A 23,611-nucleotide genomic window follows, 5' to 3' on the forward strand; every position below is an offset into this window, starting at 1 on the left:
TACGCACTGCCTCTATTGCTCTGATATAGCTAAAGTGACTTACGATAATTTGAAAAACAAAAATTCGTCATTCCGCTACTTGTTAGCGGAATCTATACCGCGAATGAATCGCGGTGTGACGTAGGACTGCTGTCATCCCCATACGCGTCAAGTTAAGGAAATAAAGGTATGAAAGAGATAGAATAATAAGGTATAAGTTCTCCCAGATATACTTTTAGTGAGAGAACCAATGAATAAAATAACTTGCTTATCAAAAAAGCTCAAAGAATTTTTTAATGAAAAAGCAGAGAAAATCTCAATTACAACAAGGTTTATAAAAAGAAAGAGAAAGCTAAAAGGTTCATCATTCGTAAAAGCCATGGTCTTGGGTAATATAGGAGTTGATAATTGTAGCGTAGAAACAATGTGTCAATTACTAAACGAGGACTCGATAGATATAACAAAACAAGGTTTGGATTTTAGATTTACTGAAGAAGCAGTGGAATTTATGAAAAGGATGTATAATGAATCTGTGATTCTCTTTAAAAATATCTTGCAAGTTGATTGCAAAATCTTACAGCAATTTAATAGTGTTAAATTATTGGACAGTAGCTATATTACTCTACCTAACAGTATGGAAGAGATGTATAAAGGTTATGGTACTAGCTACAGTGGCTATGAAAGCAATACTAAGTCTGGAATAAAGTTACAATTAGTTTTCGACTACATGAATCAGATAATAGACCAACTTAATTTAACGGAGGGGGTAAGATCAGACCAGGGATATAGGAAACATTTAAGTAATATATTAAGCAATGATTTGCTAATATCTGATCTCGGTTATTTTGTGCCAAGTTCTTTTAAACAAATCAATGAAATAGGAGCTTATTTCATAAGTCGTTATAAATCCGATACCAACATATATGATGTAGAAACAAATCAAAAAATGGAGTTATTAGAATGTTTAGAGGATAAGTTATTTTTAGAAAACGAGGTATTGTTAGGAAAAGAAGCAAAAATTAGAGTAAGAATTATATGTCAGAAACTAACTGAAGAACAGTCTATGGCCAGAAGAAGGAAAGCTAATAGATTAGCAAGATCGCAGGGATATACATCCTCTAAAAGAAATCAAAAATTGTTGAACTGGTCAATATTTATAACTAATGTTCCAGAAAATAAAATTAGTGCTGAGCAAGTATTAACGATTTACAGAGTAAGGTGGCAAATTGAGTTATTATTTAAATTGTATAAAAGCCATATCAGGCTTGATAAGCTAAAAGGAAAGCCATGCAGAGTATTATGTGAACTATATGCTAAATTGTGCGCAATTCTTATATTTCACGGCATAGTTGGTTGCACAGAAGTGAAAAAGAATACAGAACTTAGCTTAACAAAGGCATTTATTGAGCTAAAAAGGCGGGTTAGAGAGTTATTTTTAGTATTAACCAAAATTAATAGTTTAAAAGCATTTCTTAAAAAACTCACTATAACTTGGTCGCGATTTTCATTAAAAGACAAACGTAGAAGGGCTAGAGTATCCACTTTAACCTCTCTAAATTTGCTCACAATCTCTTAACTTGACGCGTATGGTTTGCAAACCGTGTCATTTCAGTAATCAATAGGGTGTCATCCGAGTAGCTGACACTGGGATGACAAGAGGTAACGCAAGAAGTCTATTGATTGTGAAAACAATAACTTTGCAAAATATTAATTGTTAGATAACATAATCAAAGTTTTTGTCTTAATATTCATCATGGTTAGAGCTATACAAATTAAAAAAACTGGGGGACCAGAAGTATTAGAATTTGTAGATAAGAGCATAGGTGAGCCAAAAGGCGAGGAAGTCTTAGTGCGTCACACAACTATCGGCTTAAATCGTTATGATTTAGAGCACAGAAAAGGTACACGCAAAATTAAAAATTTACCATCAGTGCTTGGAGTGGAAGCAGTGGGAGTTATTGAAAAGCTTGGTAAAAAAATCAGTGATGGGTTGAAGGTCGGAGATAGAGTTGGATATTGCACAGCTCCTCCAGGGGCATATTGTGAAAAGCGCATTATACACCAGAAATATCTGATAAAAATTCCAGATGACATATCTGATGAAGTTGCTGCTGCAGTGCTGTTTAAAGGTATGACAGCTCACTATTTAGTTAATCAATCTTATAAAATCAGGCCTGGTGCTTTCGTGCTAGTTCATGGGGCTAATGGTGGCTTAGGACAAATAATATGCCAATGGGCAAAGGATAAAAAAGGTGTAGTGATAGGTTCTGTAAGCTCTGATGAAAAAATGAAGATAGCTTTACAAAGTGGCTGCACATACGCAATAAACTACAATGATAAAGACTTCGTTTCTAAAATTATGGAGATTACGCAAAACAGAGGAGTAGGTGCAGTATATGACCCCATAGGTTACGCTACAAGCAAGCTCTCTTTTGAATCTTTAGGCAGGTTCGGCATATACGTTTCCTATGGGCAGATATCAGGTAACGCTCCTATTAGTTTTTCTTTACTTAGTTCACGTTCGTTATTTGCAACTGGAACCTCAATATACCATTATAAGCATGATAGATTCACATTAGTGCTTACCACAATGGAAATCTTCGAGATGATAAGAAAAAAACTTTTAACTGTACGGATCAATAAAAAATATAAATTTGATGAAATAATTCAAGCACATCGTGATATGGAAAATAGAAAAGCGAGTGGGTTAAATATTATCAAAATCTCTTAAATAAATTAGTAATTTAAACTAACCATTCATTAAGTCATATCAACTAGAACTTCACATATTTAATTCTCCTTTTGGGGGAATTAAAAGCATATAGCTAAACTGACTTAGATTTACCGACAACCGTCATCCCGCTACGTGTTAGCGGAATCTATACCGCGAATAGACTTCTTGCATAACCCAAATTAAGTAGAAAAAGGTATCATCCGAGTAACTGACACTGGTTCCTTTATGACGGTAGTAGCCCTCCTTCTCCTGTCATTCCAGTGCTCTCTTCTTGTCATCCCAGTGCTTGACACTGGGATGGCTTTGTTGCATCACACTTTATGAGATGGTGATTTATGGTAAATTCATGTAACTATCTCAAATTTAGCCATACCAATATCAGTGAATTTATTAAGCAAATAGCATTTAGTTCTTTTTCTCGATTTATCTCAGATTTATTCCTAAAACTAAATCCGAATATTTGCTTTAATCTTGAGAAAAACCCTTCAATATAAGATCTTTTCCCATAATTTACTTCTTTTTTCCATTCTTTCATGCCATCTTCACCGTATAATTTTATTAACCTAATAGCAGCATTCCTGTTAGACATATAATCTATTTCTGGATGTTCTGCCGCATTGTTTATTGGTGGAATTTTTGTCTTTATATCATATTCGTTACACAACTTATAAAACTTGTGCCTATCACATGCTCTATCTGCATATAGTGCTTTTATGGCATGCTGAAAATCAACTTCTTTTAGCAAATCACAAGCTCCATAGTGATCAGCCGTTACTGTATTTTACAGCTATGGCTTTTTTGTTGTTTATATTCAACATTACGTGCAATTTTCTCGTTTGCTCATAGCCACGATATTTTCTGTCAGTGCTATTTTCCTTGCTGTGTGTTGTTGTATATACTAATTCCTGTACTGTCTATAGCAATTTCGATATCTTCCATATTATAGCTCTTTCCATAAAAGTCCGGATGTGATAGGATAAGGGTAGATGATGATAAGGAGGTTGAATGCCAGCAGCATATAGTTATGATTTAAGAAAAAAAGCAATGGAAGCGCTAGACGAAGGAGAAAGCAGAGAAACAGTGGCAGCAAGATTTAAGATTGGAAGAACTACTTTATGGGAGTGGCAGCAAAGAAGAAAAGAAACAGGAGACTTTCAATCAAAAAAACTTGGAAATGGGGGTTACAATCACAAAATTACCGACTGGGATACCTTTGCCAAATTTGCCAGAGAACACGGAGGAAAGACTCTATCGGAAATGGCTAAACTTTGGAACAACGTTAGTATCCAAACGATCTATCGAGCCCTTAAAAAAATTGGATTTACGCGCAAAAAAAGACATATGGATACAAGGAAAGAAACGAAGAAAAACGTGCTGAATTTTTGAAAATTATAGCGACAAAAGAACCTAAAAACTTAGTGTATATAGATGAGTCTGGCATTGATAACACCGAAGACTACCCCTACGGATATTGCCAGAAAGGACAGCGGTTTTATGCCTTAAAATCTGGAAAGAAAACTCAACGAATCAGTATGGTTGCAGCCTTAAGTGGAAGAAAGATAGTTGTTCCGTTAACCTTTGAAGGCCACTGTAATATGGATGTTTTTAATGGATGGTTTGAGCAATTTTTGACACCGATCTTGGAACCTGGACAGACTGTCATTCTTGACAATGCTACTTTTCATAAGTCTGATAAGATTATCGAGCTTGCTAAAGGGGTTGGTGCAGAAATTTTGTATCTGCCGCCTTATTCTCCAGATTTCAACAAAATTGAGCATCATTGGTTTGCTATAAAAAACAGAGCCAGGAAAAACATTCCTCTATTCGAATCCTTTCGTCGTGCTGTTGATTCTGCCTTCCTATGACCTGTTCGGACTATTATGAGAAATGCTATACTACATAAGGCCTAATTTCCGGAAGATCAACTTTTTGGTGAACATAAGGTTTTTCGCATATTACAAGCTCTCCTCCGCATTCGCAAATATTAGGCAACTCTATTTTTACTACTTTATCCGCTTCCATTGTAGCATGAAAATTTCCTTTATGCCCAACCTGATCGCCAACATTCCTTTCGCTTTTTGGCTTGTCCTTTTTTGTTTTGTACAATTCTTTAGAGCTCGGTAGAGATGAATTTTTCGAGTTTAAACCAAGCCTTTCCTTTAATTCAGCGTTCTCTATCTTTAAAGCTTTATTTTCTGCTTTTAAGTTTTCTATCTCTGCTTTCAGTTTTTCTATTTTTTGCTGTAAATTTTTGCAAAGTTCTAAAAGGTTTACCACATTACCTCACTTTTGCTCTATGATTATCTTTTTAGATCACTTTGTCTACCTTATTCTACCACTCCGCTGAACGGATACCTTGGGTTAGCTATAGCTAACACCACAATTGTACTAACATTGTGATTTGAGAACAACCTTCACCAGAAAGGGTGTCATTCCAGTGTTAAGCACTGGAATGACGAGAGGTAACGCAAGAAGTTTACTCTTAATAAAAACCTGATGATGAATCATTATTACCAAATTTCGGCCTATTTCTGTTGCTGAAACCAGAACGAGGACGAGGAGGCCTCTTATGGTGACTTCCTCCAGGTTTTCTACTAAATGAATTATTGTAATAATTATCCCTGTCATTTGGACCATCTTTCCTTTCCTCGTTGTAAAGCTCACCTTCAAAAAACTCTCCCGTCTCTTGGTCAACCCGACGTCTTGACAACTTTGGACACCCACCTTTTTCGAAGTCAATTACTAGTGCTTTGAAAGTATCATCTTGTTTAAGTACGCTCTCTATAGAATCTATATGTTCATTAGCTACTTCACTTATGTGCATTTTTCCTTTTCTGCCATTAAGAAATTCAAGCTCTACAATAGACTTCTCTATTCTTACAACCTTGACATCAACTATAGAACCTTGTTCTAGTTTTGTTATTGAATCAATCATCATACTCTTTGCAATTTCAGCTTCAGTGCCACTCGTAGCAAAAACAGAAACTTTACCATCATCTCCTATTTCAATTTTTGCATTACTTCTTTCACACACACTGCGTATATTTTTCCCCTTAGAACCTATAGCAGCAGAAATTTTGTCTTTATCTATGTAAAATGATAACATCCTTGGTGCATGGTCTTTGACATCATCACTGTGTTCTGAAATCACTGCATTCATTTTTTCTAAAATATGTAATCTTCCAGCTTTTGCCTGTTCTAAAGATTTTTCAACAATTTCAAAGCTTATACCAGAAATTTTCATGTCCATTTGTAGCGCCGTAACCCCTTCACTAGTTCCTGCTACTTTAAAGTCCATATCACCAAGATAATCTTCATCACCAAGTATATCGGAAAGTATTACATACTCGTCTTTATCTTTGATGAGACCCATAGCAATTCCAGCAACAGGGGCCTTTATTGGCACACCCGTATCCATTAAAGCAAGAGAAGTCCCACAAACTGTTGCCATAGAAGAAGAACCATCAGACTCCAAAATTTCGGACACTACTCTTATTGTATAAGGAAATTCAGACTTATCGGGTAAAACAGGATGAATTGCTTTCCAAGCAAGTTTGCCATGACCGATTTCTCTTCTTCCTGGTGCACGCGCAGCAGAAGTTTCTCCAACAGCAAATGAGGGAAAGTTATAATGCAACATGAAATGCTCACGTCTATCCCCTTCAATATCATCCACAATTTGCTCATCTTGAGTGGTGCCAAGAGCAGTAACAACCAGTGCCTGAGTATTGCCTCTTGTAAATAGTGCAGAACCGTGAGTTTTGGACAGAATATCAACTTCAACTTCTATCTGACGTATCTCATCATGCTTACGACCGTCTATCCTTACACTTTTCTTCCTAATTATTTCACGTACTAAAGATCTTTCAAAGTTTTTTACTGCATACATAATTAACTTTTCGTCTTTTCCAGTTTCTTTAAGAGTATTCAATATATTCTCTCTGATCGCTTCTAAAGCTTGAACTCGCTCTTGTTTTACTGTTTGCGAATATGCTTTTTCAAAATCTTTACCGTATTTTTCGAGCTCTTGTGTTATATCTGATGTATCAATAGGAGCAAAGCTCTTAGGTTTATTGCCAATTGTATCAGCAAACTCTTTTATGAGCTTAATGACAGGTTTAAGGTGTTCATGGCCAAATTTTATTGCATTAAAAACATTTTCTTCAGAGAGCTCTTTCACTTCTGATTCAACCATTAAAATTGAATTTTCATCACCGGACAAAAACAGATCCAAGCTGCTTGCTTTCATCTCTTGAACAGAAGGGTTGAGTATATAGTTATTATTTTCATCACAACCAACCATCACTCCAGCTATAGTAAAGTGAAAAGGAACACCAGAAATTGCAAGAGCTGCAACAGCACCAATCAATGCTGGCACTTCAGGAGGATTGACTGTATCATAAGTTAATAGATTGCACACCACACTAACTTCATCATTAAATCCTTCTGGAAATAGTGGTCTTATACTTCTATCTATTACCCTTGAGATTAAAGTTTCTCTATCAGATGGCTTGCCTTCTCTTTTAAAAAAGCCGCCAGGGATCTTACCCATGGCATAGCTTTTTGCGATAAACTGTACATTTAAAGGAAGAAAATCAACATTTTCTTCCTTCTTTTTACTTACAACAGTTACTAAAACAGAAGTATCACCGTAATTTACAACTACTGAACCATGAGCTTGGCGTGCTATTTTTCCTGTTTCTAAAGATAAGGTACGACCACCCCACTCTATAGATTTTTTTATAATTTTAAACATACTAAATTCCTCGATTATTTTCTAATGCCTAACTTCTCTATTAATTCCTGATAGGCTTCATTACCAAATTTACGCTTTATATAATTTAAGTGCTTGCGTCTTCTACCTATCAATATAAGTAAACCACGCTTAGAGTGATGGTCATGCTTGTGCACTTTAAAGTGCTCAGTTAAATTACTGATCCTCTCGGTCAAAATTGCACATTGTACAAAAGATGAACCTGTATCATCTTCTTTAATTGCATATATATTTATCAAACTCTTTTTCTTTTCGGATGTTATCGACATCTAAACCTCATTTTAAATATTAAAAACACGAATAGGTTTCACACAACCATAAATAAAACTGCAGATTGCAATAGGTACACTACCCACCACCGTACAACAAATATCATGATTCTTTAAATTACGCAAGTTATTTAATACAACTTCCTGACCTTTTCTGATTTTCCCCGCATCTTCTAGGGAAATTTCAACTTTGAACATCGATTTTAAAGCCGATTCAATGGGGATGACGAAACTTTTTGTATTACTCCCTGTCACTCCATCATCTTCTGTCATCCCACCCCCCTCTGTCATCCAAGTAGCTGACACTGGGATGGCTTTGTTGCATCGCTCTTCGGATAGTAGGTAACGCACAATAAATTTATGAAGCTATCTCAAATTTAGCCATACCAATATCAGTGAACTTATTGAGCAAATAGCATTTAACAAGTAGTTCCTTCTCTCTATTTGTCTCAGATTTATTCCTAAAACTAAACCCGAATGTTTGTTTCAGTCGCGAGAAAAAACTTTCTATATAAGATCTTTTTCCGTAGTTTGTTTGCCTTTTCCACCTCTTCATTCCATCTTCGCTGCATGATTTTATTAGTCTAATTGCAGCATTTCTCTCAGCCATATAGTCTAACTTTGGATGCTCTGCTGCGTTGTTTTTCGGAGGAATTTTCGTTTTTATACCATATTGATTACACAGCTTATAGAGCTTTTCTCTGTCATATGCCCTATCTGCATATAGTACTTTTATGACATACTGAAAATCGACTTCTTTTAGCAAATCACAAGCTCCATAGTGATCAGCCGTTACTGTATTTTACAGCTATGGCTTTTTTGCTGTTTGTATTCAACATTACATGCAATTTTCTTGTCTGCTCATAGCTGCGATACTTTCTATCTTCGCTATTTTCTTTGCTATGACCAGGAGTGTTGTTGTATATACTAATTCCTGTACTGTCTATAGCAATTTCGATATCTTCCATATTATTTTCTGCAATCATTGATCTTAATATTGAGTTTCTTAAACCTTCTTGATGATTGTGAATAGCTGATAACTTGCAAATTTTTCCCAATTTGCTCAAGGTATCCTGCTATAAACCCAACTGTTTGCCTCAGGCCTATTCTAAATAAACAAGTTATTATGTGCACCAAAATTACAACTTTATCGCTATAAATATTGTTGCCACCTGGTATTTTTGGACCATTCTCGTACCACTTTTCTATGGCTTCGTTGATATAATGAAAAATATTTCCTCTTTTTTCTAGAAATTTGTTATATTCGCTATGGTTACTGACCCTCATTTTTTGTGGCATATTTTTTCTTTCAAGGTTAAATGGCTATTTTATAATGAATTTTGTCAGTAGCCACCAGATTTTTTCAGTTGCTATGCAACAAAGCCATCCCAGTGTCAAGCACTGGGATGACATCACTTTTGCTTCAATATTCGCACATTAGCGGAGGTAAGCCCATTGCGAAAATCAGTATGTTAAGGCATGATTTTTAATAACCTCAACATCGCTAAATTCAAAAGTTTGGTTGCCTATAATTTGAAATTTCTCATTTCCCTTTCCTGCAACTAGCAGAATCATACCCTCGTTATAGGCAATATCTACGCCTTTCTCTATAGCTTCTCTCCTACCTCCTATCTCCAGTGCATCAGGGCAATGTAGCAAAATATCGTGGCGAATTTTTGCCGGATCTTCATCACGCGAATTATCATCTGTAATTATTACTTTATCTGCATACATTTGTGCTATTTTGCCCATTTCTGAACGTTTCGTCTGATCGCGATTTCCACCGCATCCAAAAACTAGAATTATTTTTTTGTTGATATGCCATTTTAAAGACAATAGGGCTTGTTTAAGCGCACTTGGAGTATGAGCGTAATCCACGAATGCAAAAGGTTTCACTTTTTCCATTCTTCCTGGTGGAGAAACGAGTTTTTCTACGCATATTTCTCTGTAATTTAATCCAGATATACCAATTGCACATAGCAGATTATATGCTTGAAATTTTCCTAAAACTGGGAAAAATGTATTGTAAATTTGGTTATCAATTTTTACTGTAAGATGTTGACCATTAGGGGTTGATGTTTGCTCTAATAAAGTAATATCAGAGCCTTTTTTTCCATAAGTCACAACTTTATTACTGCGTTTTTCAGCTATTTTAAGCAATGCGCCGTATTCATCTATATCCGCATTTAAAATCGCTGTTTTTCCTTCTGGTAATACTTCGTAAAATAACCTTTTTTTAGTTTCTAAATATCCACCAAGACTTTTATGGTAATCTAAATGATCTTGCGAGAAATTAGTAAAAGCTGCAGCACTCAACTTTAATCCATGGATTCTATATTGATCAATCCCATGACTTGATGCTTCTAACACTAAGTGCTCTACGTTTTTATTATCTATATCACGTAATGCTGCGTAAAGGTCATCTGCACCTGGAGTGGTAAGACTGTTGCTATTACCTTTTCTACCATTATTGATGCATGTTCCAAGTGTTCCAATAGACGCAGCATTATAGCCAGCGTTTTGCCAGATCTGGCGGCAAAATTCTACTACTGAAGTCTTGCCATTTGTGCCTGTTACAGCAGCAACATATTTTGGCTGTTTGAATTGATAAAACCTGCTGACTATTTCGCTGTATATTTCTTGAGGGTTTGGGTGGAAGATACAGATTCCAGCATCACGCGTTGGAATGATACCAAGGCTTGAAGCTTCTGTTATGCAATCACTTGCAATTATCGCTTTAGCTCCACAAGATAATATCTGATCTATGTAAATCCTATCCCTTTCTGACACACAAACAAAAAGATAACCTTCCTTGATTTTCTTGGGATTACATGTGACGCCTTTGATTTCAATATCAAAGTTAACATCAATAATGTTATGCAGTAATTCTCTCAGTTTCATGTCCTACTTCATCGTTTTGAAAGTCTAAACATGGTAACCTTTTTAGTGCGTCATTAAGGTCAAAGATCAAATCTTCAGGATCTTCCAGTCCACAAAATATCCGTATAAAACTTCCACCATAATCTGAATTCATTACAGATCTTGACATAGATCTACGATCTATTGGTAATATCAAACTGTCGCACCCTCCCCAAGAAGCACCGATACCAAAAATTTTCATGTGATCAACCATGCAGCTTAGTTCTTCACATGAATATTCTCTACCCAATACTATACTGAATACGCCGCTTGCTCCTTTAAAGTAACTTTTCCATAATTCGTGTTGAGGATGGGAGGGAAGTGCTGGGTACAAAACTTTTTTGATTTTTAAATGTTTTTCTAGCCACTTTGCCACTTCCATTGCTGTATTTTGGTGCCTTTTTATACGTGTGTGCAGTGTTCTTAGTCCCCTATGTGCAAGGTAGCAGTCGTGCGATTGAATGGTTACCCCATAATTTTTATGGCTCTCATAAAGCAATTTAAAAGTTTCACCTTCAGCAACCATAGCTCCCATCACTAAATCTGAGTGACCGGCTAGATACTTTGTTACCGCATATAGTGCAACATCAATTCCATAATCAAGCGGCTTAAATAACAAAGGAGTGGCCCATGAATTGTCGCAAACGGTTACGATTCCACGTTCTTTAGCAACTTTTACTATATGCTCTATATTCGAAATCTCAAACGTTACAGAACCAGGAGTCTCGATCATTATCAATGAAGTATTACTCTGAATTAAATCAGTTATATCCTGTGTTGGATCATAAAAAGTTACTTCTATTCCCCTGTTTGGTAACTCATTTTCGGCAAATCTCTTGAGTCGGTAATAACTGTTATCCTGAATTAAAACATGAGAACCTGCTTTAGTGAAAGTCAAAATAGCAAAAGTAAGTGCAAATAGTCCGGAAGGAAAAATAAGCGCTTGTCCACTCCCTTCAATTTCAGCCAGTGCATTTGAAAAATAATGAACAGTGGGAGTACCAACATTACTATAGCTGTAATCTCTTGCAACATCATCGTTGATTACATCGTATATACTTTCTCCATTTGCTGCATTTAAGTAGTCCTTGTAAGTAGGGAATAATATGGTAGAAGAATGATAAACTGGCGGGTTCATAGAACCTTTATAGTCATTAAATTTTCTTCCTGCTTTAACTAATATAGACTCTTCCTTCACATTTTTATTATTTATTTTTTAAATTGTACTCATCTTGCGTATACAAGTGAAGAGAAATTGCATGTATTAGCTCTATCTCACCCTTCAATAACTCATAAATCAACTTGTGTCTTTTTAGAACGCTCATTCCAATAAAGCCGTCAGATATTAATATTAATTTAATGTGCGAAGGTAATGTTGAAGATGAAGCAAAATAATGATCAGCATGCTTTGCTGATTCATCGATAATGTTGATATCAATTACATCTATCGAATCGCGTATCTTTTCTTCTATTGTTTTAATAATATCCATAATGGTTTCTTTAAGCAACAATATGCTCCTCTTGTCATCCCAGTATCAGCTACTTGGATGACAATCGCAATTACTTATTCTCTTCTTTATTATCTATGTCTTGATAATCAGAATCTACTACTTTTTCCTCTTTATCATTTGGATTTCCTTCTGATGAAAAGCCATTTTCAGCACTATTTTGTTGAGATGCTTGATACATAGCTTCTCCAAGTTTCATAGATAATTGAGAAAGATTAGTGACTTTCTGCTGTATTGAATCAGCGTCATCAATGTTATCAGATTTACTAACTTCTTTTAATTCGTTAACTGCATTTTCAATAGCAGATCTATCTTCTGGTGAAACTTTATCACCATACTCTGTCAGAGACTTTTCTGTAGAATGGACTAAGCTATCCGCTTGATTCTTCACTTCAATAAACTTTTTGCGCTTTTCATCTTCTTGCGCTTTTTCTTCAGCTTCTTTTACCATGCGATTTATTTCATCATCAGATAAACCACCTGAAGATTGAATGCGTATTTTTTGCTCTTTTCCAGTAGCTTTATCTTTTGCAGAAACGTGTGCTATTCCATTTGCATCTATATCAAATGTCACTTCAATTTGTGGCCTTCCGCGCGGAGCAGGAGGTATCCCTTCCAAACTAAACTGACCGAGTAGCTTATTATCAACTGCCAGTTTTCTTTCACCCTGATGCACCTTAATTGTAACAGCTGTTTGGTTATCTTCTGCAGTTGAAAACACCTGAGATTTTTTAGTAGGAATTGTAGTATTACGCTCAATAAGTGGAGTGAATACTCCTCCTAGAGTTTCAATACCAAGAGAAAGTGGGGTCACATCAAGTAGTAACACATCTCTTACATCACCTTGAATGATCCCCGCCTGCATTGCAGCTCCAATTGCTACAACTTCATCAGGGTTAACTCCTCTATGTGGATCTTTGCCAAAGAATTCTTTAACTTTCTCTATGACTTTTGGCATACGAGTCATGCCACCAACAAGAACCACTTCGCCAATTTGACTAGCAGATAAACCAGCATCCTCAAGAGCTTTTTTACAAGGAGCCATAGTTCTTTCGATTAAATCATTCACTAAGCTTTCAAGTTTTGCTCTCGTTAATTTCATATTTAAGTGTTTTGGACCACTTGCATCAGCTGTAATAAACGGTAGATTTATTTCCGTTTCCATTGCACTTGATAATTCAATTTTCGCTTTTTCAGCAGCTTCTTTGATTCTTTGCATAGCCATTGGATCATTTTTCAAATCAATGCCATTACTTTTCTTGAATTCATCTAGTAAATAACTCACTACTCCATTATCAAAGTCTTCACCTCCAAGATAGGTATCACCGTTTGTTGCTTTCACTTCGAAAACTCCATCACCTATTTCAAGTATTGAAACGTCAAATGTACCACCACCAAGGTCATATACTACTATTGTGTGCCCATGTTTCTTATCAAGACCATAAGCAAGTGCTGCAGCAGTCGGTTCATTTACTATTCTGAGTACATTTAATCCGGCAATTTTTCCTGCATCTTTTGTTGCTTGACGTTGAGAGTCGTTGAAGTATGCTGGCACTGTTATCACAGCATCTTTTACTTCCTCTCCAAGATAAGCTTCTGCTGCCTCTTTCATGTTTTGTAGTATAAATGCACCAATTTGACTAGGAGAATATTCTTTATTATCAGTTGTTTTAACCCATGCATCACCACTTTTTGCTGCAAATACTTTGTATGGTACACTTAGATTTTTCATCTCAGGATCACTATATTGACGGCCTATTAATCTCTTAGTAGCAAAAAAGGTATTACTTGCATTGGTGGTTGCTTGCCTTTTTGCTGGAGCACCAATCAACCTTTCTCCTGAAGAAGTCAATGCAACTATAGATGGAGTAGTTCTTGCCCCTTCTTTATTTTCTATTACCTTTGTATCCTTGCCCTGCATTATTGCAACACAAGAATTTGTTGTTCCGAGATCTATGCCTATTGCTCTTCCCATAATGAGTACCCCATTGTAAATATTATCTGATATAAGAATATATAAGTATAGGGCTCATTAATTACAAGCCCAATTTAGGTTTCTAATTAGTTATTAGAACTTAAAAGGCGCGAAAGCCACTTAGTCAGCCAAAAATTGCCTCGTAGTTTATTTGAATTATCAGCTTCTTCATTGCTGCTATCCCCAATTTGGTATCCAGAGTTCTGTAATGGCTTATAACCGTTTAAATTAACATCATCTCCTTGTTTTAAAACAAATGTATTTACATCTAAACTGTTATCAATACTAACGTTCAATGTAATATTAAACTCTTTTTCGATTGTAGAAACTGTATTGCGTTTGTTATTAAAAATGTGCGCTATAACTGCACTGTGTGCTACTAAATCAAAAGACTTATTTCGATTCTTGTTAGCAATATGTTGTAAATCCCTTAGTATTGATGAAACAATTACTTCGTTTGATTTTACTCTTCCAGTACCTTTGCAGTGTAAACACTCTGTAGTATTAATTTCTTGTATGTTTGGTTTAATTCTTTGTCTTGAAAATACCATTAAACCAAAGTCATTTATGTAGCTAAATTGAACTTTAGCTTTATCATCTTTAAACGCTTGCTTTATAGCAGACTCAACAGCTCTGCAATACTGATATTTCAACATATCAATAAAATCGACTACTATTAATCCTGATAGGCCCCTAAGATTCACCTGTCTTGATATTTCAGGTACTGCTTCCATGTTGGTTCTATAAGCTGTTTCTTCTATGCTATCTTCTCCTGTCATCTTTCCTGAATTTACGTCTATTGAAACAAACGCCTCAGTTAAAGTTATTATCAAAGACCCACCAGATGGCAATTCTACTCTATTGCTATATAACTCAGAAATTTGATCTTCGATTCCGTAGTAAGTAAAGATCGGAGCATAACCTCTATACAATCTATAGCGCAACTTACTACCTTTTAGTGCATTGTTAGCATATTGCCTAACTGCCTCAAAAGCTTCCTTTCCAGACACTATAACTTCTATACCATCGCTACAAAAATCACGAACAGATCTCATAATTACATCTGCTTCATTGTAAATTAATGATGGAACGTTTACAGAGAAGGCATTTTTTTGAATGCTCTGCCATAATGAGGATAAGTAATTGTAATCCTGCTCAATTTCTTTCTTATTTTTTCCTGAACCAACAGTTCTTACTATTAAACCTGATCTTTTTGGCAAGTTTATTGAACTCAGTATCTCCTTTAACTGCTTTCTGACATTAGCATCTTCAATTCTGCGAGACACTCCACCTTTACTCATGGAATTTGGCATGAAAACACAGTATCTACCCACTAAAGTTATGTATGTTGTAAATGAAGCTCCTTTATTGCCTCGTTCCTCTTTAGTTAGCTGGACCAATACTTTTTGATTTACTGAAATAACATCTTGTAATTTGTATTTTTTATATAAAGGTACCTCTCTTACAAAACCACTACCTGATCCGTTGACATTCTTACTAGCTGCAGAATCTGAAGAAACATTTGCTGAGGCTTCTTCTATACAATCGTCATTTGAGTAGCCCTCAAAGATAGTTTCCTTTTCTTTTTCTGGAATGTTGAAGTAATCTAGAGATATCTCGGAAAAAGACAAAAAACCTTGCTTATTTTTCCCATATTCAATAAATACGGCTTGCAAAGAAGGCTCTATACGCTTTATATAAGCAACGTATATATTACCTCTTAATTGTTTTTTTTCCTTGAATTCTTGTTCAAATTCTACAACCTTGTTATTAATTGACAAGGCAACTCTTACCTCATTAGAACAGATAGAATTTTCTATCAACAATACCCTTTTACCACTATTTGTCACTTATTTACCGTTTGCTTTTTATTCTGAAGTTAACTTTATGCTACTTAATGCACTGTTGATTGTCAAGGATTTTGCAATCTGCATTATTCGATTGACTTTTAGTATTTTGCGTAATAAACTCGCATAGAATTTATTATATCATTATAAGTATGGCGAAAAAAAATGCTTCTTTGCTCGTTAAGTTAGTCAGCACTGCAATCAAGATAACAAAAACTGGTGAAGAAAAATCAACTGGCTATTTTTATGTAAAAAAGCGTAATCCAAAAAAGCTCACCAAAAAACTGGAGTTTAGGAAGTATGACCCAGTAGTCAGAAGGCATGTGTTATTTAAAGAAGAAAAACTAAAGTAATTTTTTTATAAGGAATTTTATTATTATGCAAAATTTACAATTAAGTTATCCTATAATAGTAGAGTTGGGGGATGTGAAAGATACAAAACTGAAATTAATAAAGGTCATTGCACAATTAATAAGTAAGAAGTACACAACACAGAAAAAAGCAGCAAACGCTCTAAAGATTGATCAACCTAAATTATCTCAAATCAATAGGTCAAAAATCGAAGGGTTCTCCTTAGAATACTTGCTTAACTTATTGATTGTATTGGGCCAAGACATAAACGTAAGAATAAAGCATAATTCTAAACCTGCATAATATGGTATCCGTTCAGCGGAGTGGCAAAATAAGGTAGACAAGATAAATCAACCCCGGTGTCAAGCACTGGGATGACAAGGTATAAACCTTATCGTCATGCCGCCGCGAACCGTCATACCGCGATTCATTCGCGGTATCTCTAGATCCCGCTAACAAGTAGCGGGATGACGGTTATCAGGCCAGCACCCCTACGATGTCATCCCAGTCTGGGATCCAGGAATTTTATTAAGTTAGTAAGCATAAAAGTAGCCGTTTTATGTTAAAATACAACGTTTTGATGATTATGAAAAAGCTGGATTCCAGACTGGAATGACACCATTTGTTGTAAACTCACTTCTTCTTGATTTGTAGAACAATAAAACAGTAAGCTAAAAGGGAACTTATTACTCAACAAAACAAGACTTAAAATTTTGTGCAATGCTATTGATTATAGCTAGATATGCATCTTTTCCAGGCTCTATGTCTGATCCAATAGGATCAAGAACTACCATTTTTGCGTCATTAGAAAGGGCGTTAGGCTTTATGCTATCTTCCTGTGAATGAGCAAATATACATTTAACGTTTTCTTCCTTCATTATCTTTTTTAGCTTCATTAAACTCTTCATACCTATGTAAGAATCCTCTTCTATGGAAAGAATAGCGCTTGGATGATTTAGACCGAAATATTTTTCAAAATATTGATAAGCATCATGAGTAACGATGTATTTTTGATTTTTAAAATCATTCAGTTCTTTCATGATTTCTTTTACTTCTTGGTCTATTTTTTTTATAGCTTTTGTTGCATTAGAACTGTATCGATGGGAATTTCCTTTATCTATGTCAGACAATGTTGCACTTATAGAAAGTATCATGCTCTTTGCATTTTCGGGACTCAGCCACATGTGTAAATCTTTTTCATCTTGAATGTGAGTGATTTTTCTAGAAAATGAATGTGGCCGAGTAGGAAGTAGGTTGATTGCCTTTGACAATTGCACTAGTTCTTTATTATTTTTGGCGAAAGTTTGAACAAACGTCTCTAAGTTATCGTCAACATAAAATATAACGTCACTTGATTCTAAATTACTCGCATCAGATGGCTTTAATATATAATTATGTGCAGATGTTGCATAGCCAAGCAATTCCGGTTCTAAAATCCCTTCTGTAACAGAAGCTACAAGTGAGTGGATAGGTTTGATTGTAGCTACAACTTTTAAATTGGATGAAAAGGCAATATTATAGTATAGTGTAAGTGAAAGTAATAGAAAAAAAGCCAGTAAATGTCTCATATAAACGTTGAGAAGAAGTTAAATTTTGTCAATAAATTGAATAATGTCAATAATCGTGTTCTAAAAATAGAAAATCTTGCTCTCGCATATGATGGTAAAAGAATCCTTGACAATATCAATATGTTCATGGAAAGAGGAGACATAATTACAATACTTGGTCCAAATGGTGGAGGTAAAACCTCTTTAGTGAAAGCAATTGCTGGTATAAATAAAAATTATACTGGAAATATTGTGTTAGCTGAGAACACAAAAATTAGCTACATGCCGCAAAATTTTAGTATTAGTAATTTGATGCCAATAACAGTTGAATATTTTCTTTTAAATAGCTCCTTGAAAAGACTAAAGAAAAATCAATCCATTATTACAGAAACGATAGAGTTGGCTGGTATCGGTAACATTTTGAAAAATCAAGTATTAGAAATTTCTGCAGGGCAAACACAATTATTACTGCTTGCACGTTGTTTAATTGCAGAGCCTGACTTGATCATTCTAGATGAGCCAGTTAGTGCAATGGATATTAACGCACAGGCTAAATTTTATGATATTATAAATAAAATAGCAAAAAAACGATTGGTATCGATTCTTATGACTTCTCATGATCTTAACTCTGCTCTACCATCCTCAGATTACATAATTTGTATAAATAATACTATCTATTGCCAAGGCAAGCCTGATGAGATTATGAAAAATAGAACCCCAAATGAAATATTTAGCAGTTACGCAGCGAAATGATTCAAAATATTTTGCGTCTTCTGCACATAACTACGGTGCTGACGCGTTACAATATATTACCTTATTTACTTCCACCATCAAAAAAATCAATAAATAAAATACAAGGCCACAAGCTAAAGTGTGCTCTTGAAAAATTAGGTCCGGTGTTCATTAAGTTTGGGCAGTCTATCTCATCACGTACTGATGTTTTAAATGAAGATATAACAAATAACTTGTTATTGATATGTGATAGATTGCCATCGTTTTCACATAAAATAGCAGTTAAAACTATAGAAAGTGAGTTTAATTGTAAATTGAGCGACATTTTTTCAAGCTTTTCTGAAAAGCCAATTGCAGCAGCATCGATTTCTCAGGTGCATAGAGCGGTTACAACTGAGGGTAAGGAAGTTGCTGTGAAGGTTTTAAGGCCAAATATTGAGAAAACATTCTCAAGGGATATAAAAATGCTTTCTTGGCTCGCAGAAATTGCAGAAAAATTTAGCGAACAATCAAAAAGGCTGAGGCCAATTGAATTAGTTAAAACTTTTGCTGAAATTTGCCGATTAGAGTTAGATCTACGTTTTGAAGCTGCTCACTCTTCGGAACTAAAGGAAAACACAAAAAATGACAGAGGTTTTTACGTACCTGAAGTAGATTGGAATAGAACTTCGAAAAAGGTTTTAACATTAGAATGGATAGAAGCAACGCCAATATACGAAGTTGAAAAACTGAATAATCATAAGCAAATAGCTATCAATCTTATAGAATCGTTTTGTAATCAGGTATACAGGGATTGTTTTTTTCATGCTGATATGCATCCTGGAAATCTAATGGTTGATAGTAATAACAATATTATTGCTCTGGATTGTGGAATCATGGGTAGAATAGATCGTGAGACATGCTATTACGTTATAGAGATACTCAAAGGCTTTTTAAATCGGGATTATGATCACGTTGCAAAAATGCACTTTAAAGCTGGTTACGTTTCATCACAGCATAGAAATTTTGTCACAGCTTGCAGGGCAATAGGTGAACCCATTATTGGGCAGCCTATACAGAAGATTTCATTTGCTAGTTTACTTGCTCAGCTATTAAAAATAACTGGTGATTTTGATATGAAAGTTCAAACACAATTGTTATTGCTGCAGAAAACTATGATTTTACTGGAAGGGACATGTAGAAAGATCTACCCAGAAATCAATATGTGGAAAGTAGTTGAAGCGTGGATAAGCAGTCAACATGAAAATAAAATAGGGTATAGGGAAAAAATTAGAAGTTCTTATCCCATAAAAACAATCCAAGGAATATTTAGCCTTATAGAAAAATTGAACCTAATAGCTGATAAAAAATTAGAAAACATCCAAATTAAAAATAAATCAAATGGAAAAGTCTATTTTTTGCTGTGGTTTGTAATTATAATTCTAATCGTTAAACTTTTAATTTCTTAAACTATGGGAAAAAACTGCGTCAAATCCAATTTTTATTCAACTTAATTTTTAATCTGCAGGAGCCGAGTTGAGAATGTCCAATTTTCCACTTTCTTTATGTATCTGTTCAGCAGAGTGGCAAAATAAGGTAGACGAGAAAAGACAACTATAGGAACAAATGGGTGTCATGCCAGTGCGTGACACTGGCCTCTTGTTTCAATGTTAAACAAAATACCATAGAATTCAAAAAGACAATTCCTAGAAAATTTCTACATCCAAAAAAGGCATAAGTTATGTTAATGCTGTTTGAATGAGATGATATAAAGATAAGCCAAATTTTTACAAAGAAAACATTTCAAGCAGCAAGACACCTTTGATTGAAAGAGAGCACCAAATTTATGGGGTGAGTAACTGCGCTATTTCAACTATAGTATTTTCTAAAACGAATGATAAACGTCTAAAATGGTATTACCAACTAAAAGGTGTAAGTCTGTACATTGATGCATTAGAGGTCTGAGGCAACTTTTGATGGTGTGCCAACAATGCTCTATCGGATTTAGATCAGGTGAATATGTTGGAAGATAAAGCAAATGACAGCCAAAAGACTCTATTAATGACTTTGTTTTGGGAGTTTTATGGAATGTAGCATTATCCATAACTATGGTTGTATCACGCTGTAATTGTGGAAGTAATCTTCGCTCTAACCATACATTAAATATATCTTTATTACACCCTCCTGTGAAGGTCATTGGTGCAATAAACTTCTCATCCACCTATTATACTCACTCTTTCCCGCTTTTTTCCTGGAACATCAGCATATATTTTTTCTCCTCTTGGAGCTCGTGCATATTCTCGGTATAGTCACTCCTGCTTCATCTATATATAAAATGCTACAGTGGTCTATTTTTGAGACTTTATCGATAAATTGCTGCCTATCTTCTTGATTGCGCTCTTGATAGAATGTGACTTTTTTTAAAGGTTATTTTTAGCTGTCTTAATCTATACCAAATTGCACTTATCCCAAAGCCAAGGTTTTGTTTCATTTCTGCTAGTGTGTGATCTGGGTGTTTTTTGACATATTCTTTGAGTATTTCTGGATCTATTTTTCGAATAAAACCAGTACTTTTTACCGCTTTGAGACCTTGGCCAGTAGCTTTCTTTTTTAGCCATCTATATAGTGTCTATCTCAAAAACCTCTGCAACTTCAACCTTTGACTTTCCTTTTTCTACCAAAGACACTGCTTTTTCCCTTAAATCTACACTATATACCATCGCTTTCCCTACTTTAAAAAAACATATTATACCTTTATCATTCGCTTTTGAAAATACTATAGTTAGCGGAATGACGGTTTTTCAAATTGTCGGTAAATCTAAGTCAGTTTAGCTATAATTTCCTAAATTTGCTCACAATCTCTTGACTTGACACATATGTTTTTTTCCCAAATGTTACTATCTTCCTCCTTTTCCTTTCTCAATTTGTGCAACCATTTCCTTTACATTTGCATGCGTGAGAAGGGAATTTTTGCTGATATGAGATTTTGGATCAGATTTTGCTGTTACGTGTTTCGTTGCAGATCTTTTATTCTCTGTTAGAAATGAATGAGATTGTTTTTTCTTCACACCGATATCCGCTTGTGCTGCTGGAGTGGTTTTGCTTTCAGCAAGCTGTACATTAGCATTTCCTTTTGCTTGATTTTGCTCAAATTTTTCTTTTAATGCCTTTACTTTACTGCCCATCTCGCGATTAGCTCCTCCTTTCATAGTAGCTGCTGCTACTTTTGGTATCGCCTTACCAGCAGCTTTTTGTGCTGATTTCCTATTGTCTTGATTTTCAGATTTTAGTGGTACTCTTTCAGCTGATTTTTTAAGAATTACTCCTACTACTTTTGGCTCTGTGCTTACTTTTTGATTAGCACGGCTTAGATTTTTAGGCTTTGGCGGTACTGCAGGTTTATCTTTGATTACCACTTTCGATTCTTGTCTAACTTCTTGACCAGTAGTAAACATTTTTTTTGGCACTTGCGGTGGTTTTGGTGGTACGAGGGATTGAGGTTGTTGTTTCTGCTTACGTTCTCTTTTTGCTTCTATATGTTCTTTAGGAACTGTTGCATAAATCATACGCGTCAAGTTAAGGAAATAAAGGTATGAAAGAGATAGAATAATAAGGTATAAGTTCTCCCAGATATACTTTTAGTGAGAGAACCAATGAATAAAATAACTTGCTTATCAAAAAAGCTCAAAGAATTTTTTAATGAAAAAGCAGAGAAAATCTCAATTACAACAAGGTTTATAAAAAGAAAGAGAAAGCTAAAAGGTTCATCATTCGTAAAAGCCATGGTCTTGGGTAATATAGGAGTTGATAATTGTAGCGTAGAAACAATGTGTCAATTACTAAACGAGGACTCGATAGATATAACAAAACAAGGTTTGGATTTTAGATTTACTGAAGAAGCAGTGGAATTTATGAAAAGGATGTATAATGAATCTGTGATTCTCTTTAAAAATATCTTGCAAGTTGATTGCAAAATCTTACAGCAATTTAATAGTGTTAAATTATTGGACAGTAGCTATATTACTCTACCTAACAGTATGGAAGAGATGTATAAAGGTTATGGTACTAGCTACAGTGGCTATGAAAGCAATACTAAGTCTGGAATAAAGTTACAATTAGTTTTCGACTACATGAATCAGATAATAGACCAACTTAATTTAACGGAGGGGGTAAGATCAGACCAGGGATATAGGAAACATTTAAGTAATATATTAAGCAATGATTTGCTAATATCTGATCTCGGTTATTTTGTGCCAAGTTCTTTTAAACAAATCAATGAAATAGGAGCTTATTTCATAAGTCGTTATAAATCCGATACCAACATATATGATGTAGAAACAAATCAAAAAATGGAGTTATTAGAATGTTTAGAGGATAAGTTATTTTTAGAAAACGAGGTATTGTTAGGAAAAGAAGCAAAAATTAGAGTAAGAATTATATGTCAGAAACTAACTGAAGAACAGTCTATGGCCAGAAGAAGGAAAGCTAATAGATTAGCAAGATCGCAGGGATATACATCCTCTAAAAGAAATCAAAAATTGTTGAACTGGTCAATATTTATAACTAATGTTCCAGAAAATAAAATTAGTGCTGAGCAAGTATTAACGATTTACAGAGTAAGGTGGCAAATTGAGTTATTATTTAAATTGTATAAAAGCCATATCAGGCTTGATAAGCTAAAAGGAAAGCCATGCAGAGTATTATGTGAACTATATGCTAAATTGTGCGCAATTCTTATATTTCACGGCATAGTTGGTTGCACAGAAGTGAAAAAGAATACAGAACTTAGCTTAACAAAGGCATTTATTGAGCTAAAAAGGCGGGTTAGAGAGTTATTTTTAGTATTAACCAAAATTAATAGTTTAAAAGCATTTCTTAAAAAACTCACTATAACTTGGTCGCGATTTTCATTAAAAGACAAACGTAGAAGGGCTAGAGTATCCACTTTAACCTCTCTAAATTTGCTCACAATCTCTTAACTTGACGCGTATGCTCTA

General features: G+C 34.8%; 20 protein-coding genes and 4 pseudogenes. 8 read left to right on the forward strand and 16 right to left on the reverse strand.

The features are described 5' to 3' along the window. Window positions 1-229 precede the first annotated feature (229 nt). Both ACQH2Q_RS04700 and ACQH2Q_RS04705 read left to right on the forward strand, forming a co-directional pair. Window positions 230-1,555 carry an IS4 family transposase gene (locus ACQH2Q_RS04700; protein ID WP_264339118.1) on the forward strand — a complete coding sequence of 442 codons (1,326 nt, stop codon included), beginning with the start codon at window positions 230-232 and terminating at the stop codon, window positions 1,553-1,555. Between the two features lie 177 nt (window positions 1,556-1,732). Beyond that, window positions 1,733-2,710 (forward strand): quinone oxidoreductase family protein, encoded by a 978-nt coding sequence (locus ACQH2Q_RS04705; protein WP_264723920.1) that lies wholly within the window; start codon window positions 1,733-1,735, stop codon window positions 2,708-2,710. Between the two features lie 347 nt (window positions 2,711-3,057). Here the strand turns inward: ACQH2Q_RS04705 and ACQH2Q_RS04710 are convergent. Further along, window positions 3,058-3,655: pseudogene (locus tag ACQH2Q_RS04710) on the reverse strand (transposase); the annotation flags it as partial. Between the two features lie 63 nt (window positions 3,656-3,718). Between ACQH2Q_RS04710 and ACQH2Q_RS04715 the strand changes: the two are divergent. Then, window positions 3,719-4,578, forward strand: a protein-coding gene (locus tag ACQH2Q_RS04715) for an IS630 family transposase (protein ID WP_264705388.1) whose coding sequence is annotated in 2 segments (ribosomal slippage) — window positions 3,719-4,043 and window positions 4,043-4,578 — 861 coding nt in all. Because the reading frame shifts where the segments join, the coding sequence is not laid out codon by codon here. Window positions 4,579-4,606: 28 nt separating this feature from the next. Here ACQH2Q_RS04715 and ACQH2Q_RS04720 read toward each other — a convergent pair. From ACQH2Q_RS04720 to ACQH2Q_RS04765, 10 genes and pseudogenes are all read right to left on the reverse strand, one after another. After that, window positions 4,607-4,990 (reverse strand): annotated as a pseudogene (locus ACQH2Q_RS04720) (IS66 family transposase); the annotation flags it as partial. Between the two features lie 205 nt (window positions 4,991-5,195). Then, a complete protein-coding gene (pnp, locus tag ACQH2Q_RS04725) occupies window positions 5,196-7,469 on the reverse strand; it encodes a polyribonucleotide nucleotidyltransferase (RefSeq protein WP_264339651.1) in 2,274 nt (757 codons plus the stop codon). A gap of 14 nt (window positions 7,470-7,483) precedes the next feature. After that, complete coding sequence (rpsO, locus tag ACQH2Q_RS04730; RefSeq protein ID WP_006279944.1) at window positions 7,484-7,756, reverse strand: 30S ribosomal protein S15; 273 nt, start codon at window positions 7,754-7,756, stop codon at window positions 7,484-7,486. 12 nt (window positions 7,757-7,768) lie between these two features. Continuing rightward, window positions 7,769-8,029 carry a hypothetical protein gene (locus ACQH2Q_RS04735; protein ID WP_012673289.1) on the reverse strand — a complete coding sequence of 87 codons (261 nt, stop codon included), beginning with the start codon at window positions 8,027-8,029 and terminating at the stop codon, window positions 7,769-7,771. 85 nt (window positions 8,030-8,114) lie between these two features. Next, window positions 8,115-9,055 (reverse strand): annotated as a pseudogene (locus ACQH2Q_RS04740) (IS5 family transposase). 165 nt (window positions 9,056-9,220) lie between these two features. Beyond that, window positions 9,221-10,657 carry a Mur ligase family protein gene (locus tag ACQH2Q_RS04745; RefSeq protein ID WP_264339652.1) on the reverse strand — a complete coding sequence of 479 codons (1,437 nt, stop codon included), beginning with the start codon at window positions 10,655-10,657 and terminating at the stop codon, window positions 9,221-9,223. Then, complete coding sequence (gene metC / locus ACQH2Q_RS04750; RefSeq protein WP_264339653.1) at window positions 10,632-11,873, reverse strand: cystathionine beta-lyase; 1,242 nt, start codon at window positions 11,871-11,873, stop codon at window positions 10,632-10,634. Before metC ends, ACQH2Q_RS04745 begins: the two co-directional genes overlap by 26 nt. Before the next feature lie 7 nt (window positions 11,874-11,880). Next, window positions 11,881-12,165, reverse strand: a complete 285-nt coding sequence (locus tag ACQH2Q_RS04755) for a BolA family protein (protein WP_077188332.1) — start codon at window positions 12,163-12,165, stop codon at window positions 11,881-11,883. Between the two features lie 70 nt (window positions 12,166-12,235). Continuing rightward, window positions 12,236-14,158 carry a molecular chaperone DnaK gene (gene dnaK / locus ACQH2Q_RS04760; RefSeq protein WP_425383406.1) on the reverse strand — a complete coding sequence of 641 codons (1,923 nt, stop codon included), beginning with the start codon at window positions 14,156-14,158 and terminating at the stop codon, window positions 12,236-12,238. A gap of 86 nt (window positions 14,159-14,244) precedes the next feature. Beyond that, window positions 14,245-16,008 (reverse strand): Rne/Rng family ribonuclease, encoded by a 1,764-nt coding sequence (locus ACQH2Q_RS04765; RefSeq protein ID WP_095742804.1) that lies wholly within the window; start codon window positions 16,006-16,008, stop codon window positions 14,245-14,247. 149 nt (window positions 16,009-16,157) lie between these two features. On the opposite strand from ACQH2Q_RS04765, the gene rpmG reads away from it, so the two are divergent. Further along, entirely contained in the window at window positions 16,158-16,358 is a 201-nt protein-coding gene (gene rpmG / locus ACQH2Q_RS04770; protein ID WP_010082633.1) for a 50S ribosomal protein L33, read from the forward strand. Window positions 16,359-16,383: 25 nt separating this feature from the next. Further along, window positions 16,384-16,659 carry a helix-turn-helix domain-containing protein gene (locus ACQH2Q_RS04775; RefSeq protein ID WP_121721674.1) on the forward strand — a complete coding sequence of 92 codons (276 nt, stop codon included), beginning with the start codon at window positions 16,384-16,386 and terminating at the stop codon, window positions 16,657-16,659. 383 nt (window positions 16,660-17,042) lie between these two features. Here the strand turns inward: ACQH2Q_RS04775 and ACQH2Q_RS04780 are convergent, their stop codons facing one another. Continuing rightward, the gene (locus tag ACQH2Q_RS04780) at window positions 17,043-17,924 is read right to left on the reverse strand and encodes a zinc ABC transporter substrate-binding protein (protein ID WP_010962934.1); all 882 of its coding nucleotides are present in this window, start codon (window positions 17,922-17,924) and stop codon (window positions 17,043-17,045) included. Here ACQH2Q_RS04780 and ACQH2Q_RS04785 point away from each other — a divergent pair. Then, window positions 17,916-18,656 (forward strand): metal ABC transporter ATP-binding protein, encoded by a 741-nt coding sequence (locus ACQH2Q_RS04785; RefSeq protein ID WP_425383407.1) that lies wholly within the window; start codon window positions 17,916-17,918, stop codon window positions 18,654-18,656. The two genes, ACQH2Q_RS04780 and ACQH2Q_RS04785, sit on opposite strands and share 9 nt — an antisense overlap. Then, window positions 18,653-20,083 carry a 2-polyprenylphenol 6-hydroxylase gene (ubiB, locus tag ACQH2Q_RS04790; RefSeq protein WP_264339656.1) on the forward strand — a complete coding sequence of 477 codons (1,431 nt, stop codon included), beginning with the start codon at window positions 18,653-18,655 and terminating at the stop codon, window positions 20,081-20,083. The genes ACQH2Q_RS04785 and ubiB overlap by 4 nt, the downstream gene beginning before the upstream one ends. Window positions 20,084-20,499: 416 nt before the next feature. Here the strand turns inward: ubiB and ACQH2Q_RS04795 are convergent, their stop codons facing one another. The 4 genes and pseudogenes from ACQH2Q_RS04795 to ACQH2Q_RS04810 form a co-directional block, all read right to left on the reverse strand. Then, entirely contained in the window at window positions 20,500-20,811 is a 312-nt protein-coding gene (locus ACQH2Q_RS04795) for a transposase (protein ID WP_022626381.1), read from the reverse strand. Between the two features lie 183 nt (window positions 20,812-20,994). Continuing rightward, window positions 20,995-21,183 (reverse strand): annotated as a pseudogene (locus ACQH2Q_RS04800) (IS630 transposase-related protein); the annotation flags it as partial. A 49-nt stretch (window positions 21,184-21,232) separates the two neighbouring features. Beyond that, entirely contained in the window at window positions 21,233-21,334 is a 102-nt protein-coding gene (locus ACQH2Q_RS04805; RefSeq protein WP_213863610.1) for an IS630 transposase-related protein, read from the reverse strand. 177 nt (window positions 21,335-21,511) lie between these two features. Then, a complete protein-coding gene (locus tag ACQH2Q_RS04810) occupies window positions 21,512-22,180 on the reverse strand; it encodes a hypothetical protein (protein ID WP_264339657.1) in 669 nt (222 codons plus the stop codon). 87 nt (window positions 22,181-22,267) lie between these two features. Between ACQH2Q_RS04810 and ACQH2Q_RS04815 the strand changes: the two genes are divergently transcribed. Next, the gene (locus tag ACQH2Q_RS04815; protein WP_264339118.1) at window positions 22,268-23,593 is read left to right on the forward strand and encodes an IS4 family transposase; all 1,326 of its coding nucleotides are present in this window, start codon (window positions 22,268-22,270) and stop codon (window positions 23,591-23,593) included. Window positions 23,594-23,611: the final 18 nt, after the last annotated feature.

This window comes from Wolbachia endosymbiont (group A) of Melieria omissa (genome assembly GCF_964031125.1).
GTDB classification, from domain to species: Bacteria; Pseudomonadota; Alphaproteobacteria; order Rickettsiales; family Anaplasmataceae; genus Wolbachia; species Wolbachia pipientis.